A 14120-nucleotide genomic window follows, 5' to 3' on the forward strand; every position below is an offset into this window, starting at 1 on the left:
CATGGTCGATCTGCGCGTGCTCGATGTCCTGATCGGGCTGAGCCTCGTCTACTTGCTGCTGAGCTCGGTGTGCTCGGCCGTGATGGAGGCCTGGAACAATCTGCGCAATCGCCGCGGCTACTATCTGGAGCGCCATCTGGTGCGCCTGTTCGGCGACAGGGCGAAGGACGAGATCATCAACGGCGACGACCTACAGAGCCTGTGGACGCGCCCGGTGCGATCGTGGTGGCACAAGAGCGATTTCCCCTCCTACATCCCCACCAATATGCTGTCGGCGCGGCTGATCGCCTGGTTCCGCCATGCCGGGCCGGAGCGCATGCCGCCGCCACCCAACGCCGACGGCAAGATACCACCGGGGCAGGCCAACCTGGCGCAGCTGATGCTCAGGCACAGCGGCGACGACACGGCGCTCGCGGTCGAGATCGGCAAGTGGTTCAACCAGACCATGGAGCGCATGACCGGCGAATTCGCGCGCGAGACCAAGCACCGCATGTTGCTGCTGGCCGTGCTGATCGCGGTGGCAGCCAATGCCGACTCGATCCGTCTGTTCGGCGACCTCTACACCGACCCGATGCTGCGCGATGCGATCGTCAAGCAGGCCGAAGCGAAGATTGCCAACCCGCCGGCCACGCCAGCCAACAAGCCCAGCGACGGCAACCCGGCTGACGCCCAGCAGGCCCCCCCGGCGGCAACGGCGCAAGCACCCGACGCCAAAGCCGCCGCCCCCAACACGGCTACAGAAAGCAGCGCACCAGCGGCCAGCACCACCGACAGCAGCCAACCCCAGCAACCGCCAGCACCGGCAGGCAACTCTCTCGAACAGCTGAAGAAGGACATCGGCTCGCTGCCCGTGCTCGGCTGGACCAAAACCCAGGCGACCGATACCGCCGCGCAGGTCGAGCAGCGCCGCTGGGGCGCCATGCTGCAGATGCTGCTGGGCTACCTGATCACCGCCTTCGCGCTGCTGTTCGGCGCCGATTTCTGGTTCAACACCCTGCAGAAACTGCTCAAGGTGCGCACCTCGCTACGCTCCAAGGACGAACCCGATGCAGCTGCCACGACTGACCAGACTGCAGCACAAGCCGGCAGCCCGGCAGCGGCGGTGGCCGCCACGCCGGCCTGCACGGTAGCCCAGCCGCTGCTGACAGACGCCTATTGCTACGCCCATGTGTCGTCCTATGCCTATCGCGCCCTGGCGGCGGATGTCGGCCAGACATTAGCGCTTGGCAGCCGGCGCTATGTCATCGACCAGTATTTCAGCCGGCGCGGCACCCAGGCCGTGCTGCTGACCCCCAGCGACGACGCCAGCACCGCCGTGCTGGCGTTTCGCGGCACCGAGCTCAAGGAGTGGATGGACGTGCGCGCCGACATCGACTTCCCCCATGTGCACTGGGCGCAGGCAGGCTTCGACCACATGCCGGTACAACAGACCGTGCACAAGGGCTTCGCCGACGCGCTGCGGCTGGTGCTCGACGAGCAGTTGATCAACAGCCTGCGCGACAAGCGCCTCATCATCACCGGCCACAGCCTGGGCGGCGCGCTGGCCGCCCTGTGCGCCATGGTGCTCAAGCAGCGCGGGCTGTGCCTGACGGCGGTGTACACCTATGGCCAGCCGCGCGTCGGCGACCTGGTGTTCTCGCAGGACTACGATGTCGGCCTGCATGGCATCACCTATCGCATCGTCAACCACCGCGACCTGGTGCCGCGCGTGCCGACCCGCACCATGCAATACCGCCACGCCGGCCAGTGCCTGTATCTCGACACCGACGGCATCGCCCATCTGGAGCCCGGCCTGTGGCAGATCCTGCTCGATGTCGTGCCTTTCGACGGCAACCATTGGCAAGATGGCCTCAAGCAAGCCTTGGGCGACCATTCGATCAGCGAATACCAGCGCCTGCTGCAAGCCAACCTGGGCTGAGCCCGGCCAGGGGCGTGGCTTGCAGCCTGCCCGTGGCTATTGGCTCAGCGCCCTTTCCAGGCAAGGGCCGGCCAACGCCGGGCAGCCCTGGGACGGGGACGGATCGCCGCAAGCCAGGGCAGGATGAGCGGCGTACCGCGCAACGCCCCACCGAGCGGCAACAAGCCCCGAGCGCAAAAGGCGCGCACGCCCGGCACCGGCGTGTACATTGTCGCCGACAGCGGTCTCTCTGCGGCAAAGGTACGCAGGCAAAGCACCGACAAACGTCGAGAACTCACATAGGCAGAAGCCAGGCCGGCCATGGTCAGCCCCAAACCGGCGGTCGGTGCGGCAACGGTCTGCTTTATGCTCCACGGAATCGGCACGGCGAACCGGCACACCTCCCCGCATGCTGACAGCAGACAGCCCGAGTCGGGCAGCAGGCCGTGCCCCGGCTTTGCTCGCACCGGGCTGACGGACTATTCGGGGGTGCGGTTCCAGGTCAGGCGGCTCAGCTTGTCGGATGCGTAGCAGAATTCCGCCCGTGCCGCACGGCTGCCGCTGGCGTAGGTGCTGCAGCGGCCGGTCGACGAGCTCGGCCTGCCGAGCTTGCCCTCGACCAGTTTGCGGGTCGAGCCGATCTTCAGCTTGTACGGCAGGGGCCAGGCCGGCGCGGAAATGGTCAGGGTCTGGATGAAATACGCGCTGGGGCGGTTTCCCGGCGCGACCACCTGCAACTCCATGCCCGGCAAGGACAAGCGCTTGTGCACGCGCCCCTCGTCATCGGCTTCGCCGTCGTCCAGCAGTTGCACCGCGAACGCATCCTTCCCGCACGACCCGATCGCCAGGTCGCAACGGCGCAGCGCATAGGCCGGCCCAGTCAGCACGAACTGCTCGGCCGGCGCGGAAATCGCGGCGCTCGCGCTGGACGGAACGGCGGTAATGGCCAGCGCTAGCAGGCCTAAGGTGCGGGATATGGCGCGCATGTGGGGGTCGATCGGTAGTCAGCGGGCATCGGCTGCCGCAAGGCTCGACATGATAGGGCAATTGGCCCCGCAGTGGCGACATCGGCGTGCCCCGCCGGCCATTCGCCGGGTGCCGCTGTCTGGCCCGCGTGGTACCCCCACGGCAGCGCTCGCCACGCCAGCCGGGCGGCGGCGCCGGGCTCAGTCGATCAGCATGAAATGGCCTGGACGGGCCGGTTGATCTCCCGCATTCCGATCAATCCTGTTTCCGCCATGCCGGCAGCGCGCGGGCAGGCATTGTCGGCCGCTGGTCAGCCACGTCTCGGCATACAAAAGCAACGTTGCCGGCTCGCGACGGACAGTACGCCAGTCCATCCATACGATTGCCAGACAATACGACAGCCTTTTGATTTTATTAGATTTTTTTACAAATCTATATTGCATAAAGCAATAAATAGAGCTAAAACTCCATGCGTGAATGCCGCCGCTTGCCACGCTCAAGCGCGGGAGCCGATCGCCTGAAATTTCATCCCTTTGTCCTGCCTTGCCGTGCCTCGGCACGATGCCCGGCAAGGCAGACGGGGCGGGGTTCACACGATGCAGGTAGCCCCATGCAAGTGCTGGAGTGGCCAGCAAACGGCTTCCAAAAATGACCAACAGGTAAATCCATAAGGGAGACACATCATGAGCACCATTGCGACGCTGACCAACCTGCTGCACGAAGAATTCGGCACCGACCCCGCCACGGTCCACCCCAATCAGTCGATGGAATCGCTCGGGCTCGATTCGCTGAGCATCGCGGAATTCGTGTTCCGCATCGAAGAAGTGCTGGGCATCAACTTCCCCGACAGCAATGTCAGGATCGATACCCTGCAGGATGTCGTCGATGTCGTCGACGGCCTGCTGCGCAAGCAGGCCCGGGTCTAAGGCCATGGCCCGCCCACTGCGTCGGGTCGTCATCACCGGCATCGGCCTGGTCACCCCGGTCGGCGACACCCCGGCCGGGTTCTTCGAGAACCTGATCACCGGGCGATCCGGCGTGCGCCGGCTCGAATCCGGCTTTGCCGACGCGCTGGAGACCCCGCTGGCGGCCACCGTCGACTTCGACCCGGCCCCCTACTTCACCCGCATGCAGCTGGCCGGCGTCGATCGCGCATCACAGTTCGCCGTAGCCTGCGCGATCAAGGCCATGGCCGATGCCGGGCTCGATACCGAGGGCACCGAGCGGCAGCGCTTCGGCGTGTCGATCGGTACCGGCATGGGCGGCGCCAATGCACTGGAGAGTGCCTATACCACGCTACTGAAAGAGGGCCAGAGCCGCCTGCCACCGCTCACCCTGGTCGCCAGCATCCACAATGCCCCGGCGGCGCAGATCTCGCTGCGGCTCGGCCTCAGGGGGCCGTCCTACACCTATTCGGTCGCCTGCGCCTCGGCCGCCATCGCGATCGGCGAGGCGATGCGCAGCATCCGCCACGGCTATGCCGACATGATGCTGGCCGGCGGCACCGATGCGCTGCTGACCTATGGCGTGTTCAAGACCTGGGAAGCGATGCACACTCTCGCCACGCCGACCGAAGACGGGCCGGCCACCGCCTGCCGGCCGTTCTCCGCCGACCGCAGCGGCCTGGTGCTGGGCGAAGGCTCGGCGATGTTCCTGCTCGAAACGCTGGAATCCGCCCGGGCCCGCGGCGCGCGCATCTACGGTGAGCTGTCGGGTTTCGGCTCGGCCAGCGATGCGAGCAATATGGTCAAGCCCGATGCCGACGGCCAGTATGCCGCGATGCGCGGCGCGCTCGACGATGCCGGCCTGCAGCCTGAGGACATCGGCTACATCAACGCCCACGGCACCGCGACCCGGGTCGGCGATGTCACCGAGACCAAGGCCATCAAGCGCGTGTTCGGCGACAGCGCCATCCGGCTGCCGGTGAGCTCCACCAAGGCGCTGCACGGCCACCTGATGGGCGCGACCGGCGCCATCGAGATGGCCGCCGCCGTGCTCGCACTCAAGTACCGCACCGCACCGCCGACCTGCCACCTGCACGCGCCGGACCCGGAATGCGATCTCGACTATGTCGCCGAGGGGCCCCGGCCGCTGCCGATGCTGGCGCATGTGATGTCGAACTCGTTTGCATTCGGCGGCAGCAATGCGGTGTTGATCGCCAGCCGGGTCAACTGACACGGCGCATCGCCGGCATCGAAAAAACAGACGGGCGGCCCAGCGGGCCGCCCGATGGCAATCGCCGTCAACACCGCGCAAGCACGGCCCTGCCGGCAAGCAATGCGCCCGCCTGTCTGTTTGCCGCAATCCCCGCCGATTGCCGTCGGAAAACAGGCGAGCGACACGCGCCTTACAACGCGCGCGCGATGATTTCCTTCATGATCTCGTTCGCACCGCCGTAGATGCGCTGCACCCGGGCATCGGCGTACATGCGCGCGATCGGGTACTCGTTCATGTAGCCGTAGCCGCCGAACAGCTGCAGGCATTCGTCGATCACCTGGCATTGCAGATCAGTCAGCCAGTACTTGGCCATCGAGGCGCCAACCGCATCCATACGGCCTTCCAGCATGTCGACGATGCAGCGGTCGACATAGGTACGCGCCACCACGGCCTGCGTCTTGCACTCGGCCAGCTTGAAACGGGTGTTCTGCAGCTCGATCAGGGCCTTGCCGAAAGCCTTGCGCTCGCGGGTGTAATCGACCGTCAGCTGCACCGCATGTTCGATCGATGCCACGGCACTGACGCCGACGATCAGGCGCTCGTAAGGCAGCTCGGTCATCAACTGATAGAAGCCCTGCCCGTCGACCCCGCCGAGCACATTGTCGGCCGGCACGCGCACGTCGTCGAAATACAGCTCGCAGGTGTCCTGCCCCTTCTGGCCGATCTTGTCGAGAATACGGCCGACGCGGAAGCCGGGGCAGTTCTTGGTCTCGACCAGCATCAGCGAGGTGCCCTTCGCCCCGGCGGCCGGATCGGTCTTCGCCACGACGAGAATCAGGTCGGCCAGGTAGCCGTTCGAGATGAAGGTCTTCGAGCCGTTGATCACATAGTGCTCACCCTGCCGCTCGGCGCGCGTGCGCACGCCCTGCAGGTCGGAGCCGGCGCCGGGCTCGGTCATCGCGATGGCCGCCACCATGTCGCCGCTGGCGAGCCGCGGCAGGTATTTGCGCTTCTGCGCCTCGGTGCCCTGGTTGAGCAGGTAGTGGGCGACGATCGCATGCACATGAATGCCAAACGAGCTGTTGCCGGCAAAGCTCAGCTCCTCGAACACCACGCACTGATGCGCGAAGCTGCCACCCGAGCCGCCGTATTCGTCGGGAATATCCGCCAGCAACAGCCCGAGCTCGCCCGCCTTGCGCCACAGGCCACGGTCGACATGCTGCTGCTTGGCCCACTGCTCTTCGAACGGTGTGATCTCGTTTTGAACAAAACGGCGGACGGTATCGCGGAAGCTTTCCAGCTCCGAATCCATCCAGGGTGACGTGTAATTCATCATGCTCCTCCATGGTCTTGATGCAGTTAGCGATGCCGCCCAGGCAGGCATCGACAGGCCGCGACAGCATGAAGGCCGCCCCCACCCCTGACAATGACGAGGACGCTCGTTGCGAGTGACCGGAATGGACTGGGGCGAGGCTCGGCAATCCAGCGCCGCAGCAACTATGCTGGGGACTGCACAGGCAAGGCGCTGTGCAGCAAACCCGCTTGAACCTAGATGACCGGCCAAGCCGCCCCACCACGCCAACCCCACCGTTGAAGGCCCCGCATGTGCCACGTGCTGTCCGTCATCCTTGTCCTATTGGCGCTCGCCAGCCCCTGTGCCGCCGTGCAGATGCCGGATGGCAAGTATCTCGACGGCAAGGGCTCGAAAGTTGCCGTCATCCTGGCCCACGGCCAGGGCATGAGCGCGGACTCCCAGGTCGTCAGTCCGCTGCGCAAGGCCATCAACAAGGCGCTTGGCTTCCATACCCTGTCCCTGCAGATGCCCACGCTGCCGGGCCGCATCTCGCTCGAACTCTCGCTCAAGTACATCGACACCTTCCCCGATGCCTATGCCCGCATCCAGGCCGGCATCGACTTTCTCAAGCAGGAAAAGGGCGTCGAGCGCATCTACCTGATGGGCTACAGCATGGGCGGCCGCATGACGACGGCCTTTCTGGCCAACAACCCCGCACCCGATGTCGTCGGCTATATCGGCGTCGGGCTGATGGGCGGCGGGCCGCCACCGCTGAACAGCAATATGAACCTGCCACGCATCAAGCTGCCGGTCATCGACGTCTACGCCGAAAACGACAAGGACGCCCAATTCGCGGCAAACCGCCGATGGCTCGTTTCCGAACGCTACGTCCAGGTGCCCATCGCGGGTGCCAGGCATGACTACAAGGGGCATGAGGACGAGGTCGTGCGCGCGGTGCTCGACTGGCTCAGACAGCGGGAGCAGCCGTGAGCCCGCGAGTAGCGCATCCGGCGGATATTGATGGCCACAGGGTCGGCCGACGGTCAGGTCAAGCCAGGTCAGACCAGGGCAAGCCCATTACGCCGATTCGCGAGAGAACAAACAGCAAGGCAGGCTGGAACTCAAGCACCGGCGCGGCCCGCAGCCGCGCCGGATGCCGCGTCAGCGCTTGAGCTTGGCGAAGGCCGCGGCCATGGCCGAGTTGCCTTGCGGCGCCGCATCGCGATTGACGCGGCTGACTGCCTGACGCTCCCGGTTTGACGCCGACGCACGGCCGATGTCGCCGCTGCCGTGTTCGCGCGCCTTGTCGGCGAGGCGCATGGTCAGCGCGATGCGTTTGCGCTTGGCGTCGACCTCCAGCACCTTCACCTTGACCACGTCGCCGGCCTTGACCACTTCGCGCGGGTCCTTGACGAACTTGTCGGACAGCGCGGAGATGTGCACGAGGCCGTCCTGATGCACGCCGATGTCGACGAAGGCGCCAAAATTTGTGACGTTGGTGACCACGCCTTCGAGAATCATGTCCAGCTTGAGGTCATTGATGTCCTCGACACCTTCCTTGAACTCGGCGGTCTTGAACTCTGGGCGCGGGTCGCGGCCGGGTTTGTCGAGTTCGGCGAGGATGTCCCTGACCGTCGGCAGGCCGAATTTCTCGTCGGTGAATTCGGCCGGGTTGAGCTTCTTCAGGAAGCCGCTGTCGCCGATCACGCTGTCGATCTGGCGGCCGCACTTGGCGATGATGCGCTCGACCACCGGGTAGGCTTCCGGGTGAACGCTGGAGCGGTCGAGCGGGTTGTCGCCGTGCATGATGCGCAGGAAGCCGGCAGCCTGTTCGAAGGTCTTGTCGCCCAGGCGCGGGACTTTCTTCAGGTCGTCGCGAGTCTTGAACGCGCCGTTGGCGTCGCGGTAGGCAACGATGCTGGAAGCCAGGCTGGTGGTGAGGCCGGAAACCCGCGTCAGCAGCGGCACCGAGGCCATATTGACGTCGACGCCGACGGCGTTCACACAGTCTTCGACCACGGCACCGAGCGTGCGCGCCATGTCGGTCTGGTTGACGTCGTGCTGGTACTGGCCGACGCCGATGGCCTTGGGCTCGATCTTCACCAGCTCGGCCAGCGGGTCTTGCAGGCGGCGGGCGATCGAGACGGCGCCGCGCAGGCTGACGTCGAGCTCGGGGAATTCGCGCGCGGCGAGTTCAGAGGCCGAATAGACCGAGGCGCCGGCTTCCGACACCACCAGCTTTTGCAGCTTCAGCTCCGGGTGGCGCTTGAACAGATCCAGCACCAGCTTGTCCGTCTCGCGGCTGGCGGTGCCGTTGCCGATGCTGATCAGCTCGGCCTTGTGCTTCGCTGCCAGCGCGGCGATCACGGCGATTGACTGGTCCCAGTCGTTGCGCGGCACGTGCGGGTAGATCGTGGCGGTGTCGACCAGCTTGCCGGTCTTGTCGACCACGGCGACCTTGACGCCGGTGCGCAGCCCCGGGTCGAGGCCGATCGTCGCCTTCGGGCCGGCCGGCGCGGCCAGCAACAGGTCTTTCAGGTTCATCGCGAACACCTTGATGGCCTCGGTCTCGGCGGCTTCGCGCACCTGGTTCATCAGCTCCAGCTCAAGGTGCAGGAAGATCTTCACGCGCCAGGCCATGCGCACGGTGTCGGCCAGCCAGCGGTCGGCGGCACGGCCCACGTCCTTCACATTGAAACGGCTGGCAACCATCGTTTCGCAGGCGTTCGGCGTGGTCGAGCGCGGTGCGTTCGGGTCTTCGTCAGCGAGCCGCAGCGTGACGGCGAGGATACCCTCGTTGCGGCCACGGAACAGCGCCAAAGCCCGATGGGAAGGGATCGCCCGGATCTGCTCGTTGTACTCGAAATAGTCGGCGAACTTGGCGCCCTCTTCGTTCTTGCCCTCGACCACGGCGGACCAGACCACGCCGTGCTGCCACAGGTGGTCGCGCAGGCGGCCGAGCAGCTCGGCGTCTTCGGCGAACTGTTCCATCAGGATCTGGCGCGCGCCGTCGAGCGCGGCCTTGGTGTCGGCGACGCCCTTGTCGGCGTCGATATACGCTGCAGCCGTGGCTTCCGGATCGAGCGTCGGGTCGGCCAGCAAGCCTTCTGCGAGCGGCGCGAGGCCAGCCTCGCGGGCGATCTGCGCCTTGGTGCGGCGCTTTTGCTTGTACGGCAGGTAGAGGTCTTCGAGGCGCGTCTTGTTGTCGGCCAGCATGATCTCGGCCTGCAGCTCGGGCGTGAGCTTGCCCTGCTCGTCGATCGACTTCAGCACCGCCACGCGGCGGTCTTCGAGCTCGCGCATGTAGCGCAGGCGCTCTTCCAGCGTGCGCAGCTGGGTGTCGTCGAGGCCGCCGGTCACTTCCTTGCGGTAGCGGGCGATGAAGGGGACTGTGGCGCCCTCGTCGAGCAGGGCAATGGCGGCAGCGACTTGCGCCTCGCGCGCGGCGAGCTCGTCGGCGAGGCGTTGGGGAATACTCTTGAGCATGGGCTGAATTCGGTAAGAGCGGAACGGGAAAGCGCGACACTTTGCGCAAGCTGTCGGCAAAAATCAAGCGACGCGAGTCGGCGCGGCAGCACGGCCAGCGGGCGGGCCGATGGCGAGCCGCGGCAGCCATCGCGGCAAAAATTCTTCGGCCCTGCCGGCATGCGATTTTTCACATGCGCGGCCAGCGGCACGGCGTTTAAATCAAGCAACTGCTTGTTGAATTGCCGGACACCTAAAATCAATACATGCGAAATACAAAATATTTATACAGATCAGCGGCCTAGCCTGTAAACAATCTAGAGCTTTTACTCTTTACAAGCTGCCAATCGTCTCCTAGTGTGAGATCACGGTCGCGCTCATGACGGCCGTTCAACAAGATAGAGGAGAATCACCATGAAACGCATGTTGTCGCTGGCAGCCATCGGGCTGGCCGGCGCGCTGACGCTTGCTCAGCCCGCCGCCGCCACCGGTTATACGCAAACCCGATACCCGATCGTGCTGGTCCATGGCCTGTTCGGTTGGGATAACCTACTCGGCATCGATTACTGGTATGGCATCCCTTCGGCGCTCACCAGCGACGGGGCCCGCGTCTACGTCGCACAGGTGTCGGCCGCCAACAGCTCGGAGGTGCGCGGCGAGCAGTTGCTGGCCGAGGTGAAGCAGATTCTTGCCATCACCGGCGCCAAGAAAGTCAACCTGATCGGCCACAGCCACGGCGGGCCGACCATCCGCTACGTCGCGTCGGTGCGCCCCGATCTGGTCGCCTCGGCCACCAGCGTAGGCGGCGTCAACAAGGGCTCGGCCGTGGCCGATGCGATCCGCGGCACACTGCCGGCGGGCTCGCTGTCGGAAAGCGTGGTCGCCAGCATCGTCAACGCCTTTGCCTCGCTGATGGGCTTGCTGTCGAGCGATGGCGGTGCGCCGCAGAACTCGGTCGCGGCGCTCAATTCGCTCACCACGGCGGGCTCGCTGGCCTTCAACGCCAAGTATCCGCAAGGTGTGCCGACCACGGCCTGCGGCGAAGGCGCCTATTCGGCCAATGGCGTGAACTACTACTCGTGGAGCGGCGGCAGCCAGTACACGAATTTCTTCGACGTGCTCGACCCGGCCCTCGTGCTGACCTCGCTTGCGTTCAAGGGCGCCACCAACGATGGCCTCGTGGCGTCGTGCTCGAGCCACCTGGGCCGCGTCATCCGCGACAACTACAGCATGAACCACCTGGACGAGATCAATCAGTTCTTCGGCCTCGTCGACATCTTCGAGACCAGCCCGGTCACGCTGTACCGGCAACAGGCCAACCGCCTGAAGAACGCCGGCCTGTAAATGGGCAAGACGCTCCTGTTATCGGCAGCCGCGCTCGGCGCGGTTGCCGTTTTTGGCGCCTATGCAGGCTTTCATCAAACCACGGCAACCACCATCACCACGGCACCGCAGGCGGCAGCGAGCGAGCCGGCGGCATTCGCCCGCTCGTTTGTCGATACACGGCCAGATGGCGAGCTGGCAGGCGGAAACGGCGAATTGAAATTGTCACCCGAGCTGCTGCGCCGCTTCGACTATTACCTGTCGGCGATCGGCGAGCGCAGCCTGGCCGACATCCAGGCCGCCATCGAGCGCGACCTCACGCGCGAGCTCAAGCCGGCCGACGCCGCGCGCGCCAAGCATATCCTCGCCCAATACCTTGCCTTCAAGCGCGCGCTGGCGGATGTCCGGCAGGACCGCGCACTGGGCGGGCAGACGCTCGACGCGATGCGCGTGCGGCTCGCCAGCATCCGCCAGACACGCAGCCGCTTCTTCACCCCGACCGAAATCCAGGCGCTGTTCGGCGACGACGACACGCAGGCCGACCTGGCGCTCGATCGCCTCGCCATCCAGCGCAATGCCTCGCTGAGCCTGGCGCAGAAGCAGGCCCGGCTGGCCGAGCTCGACGCCCGCCTGAGCCCGCAGCAGCGGGCCGAGCGCGAAGCGCCGGTGCAGCACCAGACGCTGGCGGCACAGGTCGATGCGGCGCGTGCACACGGCGCCAGCGATGCCGATGTGCTGGCCCTGCGCACGGCGGCGGTAGGGGGCGAGGCGGCAGAGCGGCTGGCCGCGCTCGATCGCGAAGATGCCGCGTGGAAGGCGCGCATCCACGATTATCTGGCAGAACGCAGCCGTGTGCTGGCCAACACCCAACTCGCCCCGGCCGACCGCGATGCGGCGCTGGCGCGGTTGCGCGACGCACGCTTCGATAGCCAGGAACAACTGCGCCTGCCGGCCTACGAGCCGCAACCGGCCGGCTGACAGGCAGCCTGGCCAGGGGCGCTGCGAGGCCCGCCAGACGCGGCTTGCAGCAGCCCCCACCGGCCCGGCACGGCGGGCTGGTGAGATAGCCCGATCAGGGCTTGGGGGCGAGCTCCGGGTGCTCGGCCTGAATCTGCCGCTTCATCTCGTTGATGCGTCTCGCCTTCTCCTCCGCCTTGGCGATGTCGGCAGGGCTGACGCCCGCCGCCCGGCCTCGCTCGATGTCCTGTTCAAGCTTGGGCAGCAGCTTGTCGGCCTCTTTCACGTAGTTCGACAACAGGCGCGCGTGCTGACGCTGTTCATACTGGCGGTAGGCCTCGGGGTCGGCCAGCTCGGCCGGGGTGGCGGCTTCCAGGCTGTCCGGCGTATGTGTGATCGGTGGCGCGCGCTCATCGCCGGCCTCGCGGGCGGCAGCCATGCTGGCGGCGGCCGGCTCCTGCCGCGCCAATGGCAGTAGGGGCACGCGCGGCAGCTCGGCCGGCGCTGGCTGTCCCGGCGGCGGCCAGGCGCCAGCGAGGGACGCCGCCGCAGGGCTGCCCGGTGCCGGCAGGGCCTGCCCGACGGCCGCTGCTGCGGGCGCGTCGCTGCGCGCCAGCCACCACCACCCGGCCCCGGCAGCCAGCAGCGGCAACAGCAGCCAGGGCCAGCGCCTCACTTGCTGCTCCTGCGCGTGCGGCCCGGGCCCGGTGCCGCGGCCGGCGCATAGTCGGGGCTGATCTCGACGCGGGCCTCGCGTGCCAACTGCTCGCGCAGCGCGCCATAGGCGGCCACCGCCTTGCGTTGGGCAATGGCCTGGCTCGCGGCGTAACGCACGCTGTCGTCACCGGGCGGCTGGTAGCCCTCAATGCGGCGCTCGACCAGCATGATTTCCCAATATGCGGCCTCGTTCGGCCCGACCGGGCTGCGCACCGGCTGGCCGACCACGCCGGGCGGCTGCAGCATGGCCAGCTGGGCCAGCCAGCCGGCGCGCTCGGTGTGCTCGATCCAGCCGAGATCGCCGCCCTGCGCGCGGTCGCCGGCGATCGACCGGGCCCGCGCCAGCTCGGCGAAATCGGCGCCGCCGGCGGCTTCCTGATAGACACGCTGGGCGGCGGCCTCGCTGGCGACGCGCACATGGCGCGCCTTCACCTTTTCGATGCGGCGGAATTCGTCCTTGTGACTGTCGTAATAGGTGCGGATTTCGGCCTGCGTCACCTTGTCCGCCAGCGCCTTGAGCAGCGGCTGCGGCGCGTGCATGTCCGCGCCGATGCCGTATTGCGCCTGCAGCGCCTTGACCTGGGCCTGGTCGTCGAGCGCGGCGCGCACATCCTCGAGCACACGGGCGCCGAGCGTGCGTTCCGCCCAGTCGAGCACGAAACGGTTGGCCAGCACGGCCCTGGCCTGCTGGCCGATGAAATCGACGTTGCGCTGCTGGATTTCCACACGTCCCTGCACGTTCTGCCGTGCATAGACATCGAGCAGCGTCACCGCGCCGCGACTGCCGCCCGGCAGCTGGTATTGCAGCAGCACAGCCTGCTGCGCGGCGGCGCGCTGGCCGGCGGTGAAGGCAAAATCCAGCAGCAGCCGCTTGTCCAGCGGGCCGAGCACGCCATCGAGATAGGCGGCATCGAGCGCCGCACGCTCGCCGACGACGCCGTTCAGATTGCCGCCGGGCAAGGCCCTGACCGCCTGGTCGAGCGCCTTGCCGTGCACGCTGCGCAGCAGCGCGACAGTCTGCATCTCGTTCTCGGTATCGCTGCTGAACGCGACGCGGGCTCCGTCAAACAGTTGCCCGGGCGCGTAGTGGCTGCGCGCGTAGTCGGCCATCAGGCGGTTGGAGATCATCGCGGCGAGCACGTCCGCCTGGCTGATGTCGGCATCGCGCAGGCGCGAGTGGCGCCACATCAGCGCCAGGCTGCCGGCGGCCAGCGGTGTGCCGTTGGTGCGGGCGGCGAGGCCCGCCTGCCTGAGTTGATAGCTGGTGCTGGCATGCGCTGCGGGGGCGGCCAGGGCCGCCCCACAGAGTGCCGCGACCAGGCCGAGTCTGGCGAGTCGCTGCAT

12 protein-coding genes are annotated in these 14120 nt (G+C 66.7%); 6 read left to right on the forward strand and 6 right to left on the reverse strand.

Annotated features, from left to right (window positions below; genetic code table 11):
- The first annotated feature begins 1 nt into the window (after position 1).
- On the forward strand, positions 2 to 1918 hold the full coding sequence (locus ABWL39_RS03355) for a lipase family protein (protein ID WP_367787153.1): 1917 nt from the start codon (positions 2 to 4) through the stop codon (positions 1916 to 1918).
- Between the two features lie 458 nt (positions 1919 to 2376).
- On the opposite strand, the gene ABWL39_RS03360 is transcribed toward ABWL39_RS03355, so the two are convergent.
- Both ABWL39_RS03360 and ABWL39_RS03365 read right to left on the reverse strand, forming a co-directional pair.
- Positions 2377 to 2883, reverse strand: coding sequence for a hypothetical protein (locus tag ABWL39_RS03360; RefSeq protein ID WP_367787155.1), 507 nt, complete (start codon positions 2881 to 2883; stop codon positions 2377 to 2379).
- A 180-nt stretch (positions 2884 to 3063) separates the two neighbouring features.
- A complete protein-coding gene (locus ABWL39_RS03365) occupies positions 3064 to 3543 on the reverse strand; it encodes a hypothetical protein (protein WP_367787157.1) in 480 nt (159 codons plus the stop codon).
- A gap of 3 nt (positions 3544 to 3546) precedes the next feature.
- Here ABWL39_RS03365 and ABWL39_RS03370 point away from each other — a divergent pair, with 3 nt between their 5' ends.
- Positions 3547 to 3789, forward strand: a complete 243-nt coding sequence (locus ABWL39_RS03370) for an acyl carrier protein (protein WP_367787158.1) — start codon at positions 3547 to 3549, stop codon at positions 3787 to 3789.
- 4 nt (positions 3790 to 3793) lie between these two features.
- Positions 3794 to 5038, forward strand: a complete 1245-nt coding sequence (locus ABWL39_RS03375; RefSeq protein ID WP_367787160.1) for a beta-ketoacyl synthase — start codon at positions 3794 to 3796, stop codon at positions 5036 to 5038.
- Positions 5039 to 5210: 172 nt separating this feature from the next.
- Here the strand turns inward: ABWL39_RS03375 and ABWL39_RS03380 are convergent, their stop codons facing one another.
- Positions 5211 to 6356 (reverse strand): acyl-CoA dehydrogenase family protein, encoded by a 1146-nt coding sequence (locus tag ABWL39_RS03380; protein ID WP_367787162.1) that lies wholly within the window; start codon positions 6354 to 6356, stop codon positions 5211 to 5213.
- A 267-nt stretch (positions 6357 to 6623) separates the two neighbouring features.
- Here ABWL39_RS03380 and ABWL39_RS03385 point away from each other — a divergent pair, with 267 nt between their 5' ends.
- A complete protein-coding gene (locus ABWL39_RS03385) occupies positions 6624 to 7304 on the forward strand; it encodes an alpha/beta hydrolase (protein WP_367787164.1) in 681 nt (226 codons plus the stop codon).
- Positions 7305 to 7475: 171 nt separating this feature from the next.
- On the opposite strand, the gene ABWL39_RS03390 is transcribed toward ABWL39_RS03385, so the two are convergent.
- The gene (locus tag ABWL39_RS03390; protein WP_367787165.1) at positions 7476 to 9800 is read right to left on the reverse strand and encodes a Tex family protein; all 2325 of its coding nucleotides are present in this window, start codon (positions 9798 to 9800) and stop codon (positions 7476 to 7478) included.
- A 393-nt stretch (positions 9801 to 10193) separates the two neighbouring features.
- On the opposite strand from ABWL39_RS03390, the gene ABWL39_RS03395 reads away from it, so the two are divergent.
- Positions 10194 to 11123 (forward strand): triacylglycerol lipase, encoded by a 930-nt coding sequence (locus ABWL39_RS03395; protein WP_367787167.1) that lies wholly within the window; start codon positions 10194 to 10196, stop codon positions 11121 to 11123.
- Complete coding sequence (locus tag ABWL39_RS03400; RefSeq protein ID WP_367787169.1) at positions 11124 to 12080, forward strand: lipase secretion chaperone; 957 nt, start codon at positions 11124 to 11126, stop codon at positions 12078 to 12080.
- 94 nt (positions 12081 to 12174) lie between these two features.
- On the opposite strand, the gene ABWL39_RS03405 is transcribed toward ABWL39_RS03400, so the two are convergent.
- Both ABWL39_RS03405 and ABWL39_RS03410 read right to left on the reverse strand, forming a co-directional pair.
- Complete coding sequence (locus ABWL39_RS03405; protein WP_367787171.1) at positions 12175 to 12735, reverse strand: hypothetical protein; 561 nt, start codon at positions 12733 to 12735, stop codon at positions 12175 to 12177.
- The gene (locus ABWL39_RS03410; RefSeq protein WP_367787173.1) at positions 12732 to 14120 is read right to left on the reverse strand and encodes a peptidylprolyl isomerase; all 1389 of its coding nucleotides are present in this window, start codon (positions 14118 to 14120) and stop codon (positions 12732 to 12734) included. Before ABWL39_RS03410 ends, ABWL39_RS03405 begins: the two co-directional genes overlap by 4 nt.

It is taken from the genome of Chitinivorax sp. PXF-14, assembly GCF_040812015.1.
GTDB lineage: Bacteria > Pseudomonadota > Gammaproteobacteria > Burkholderiales > SCOH01 > JBFNXJ01.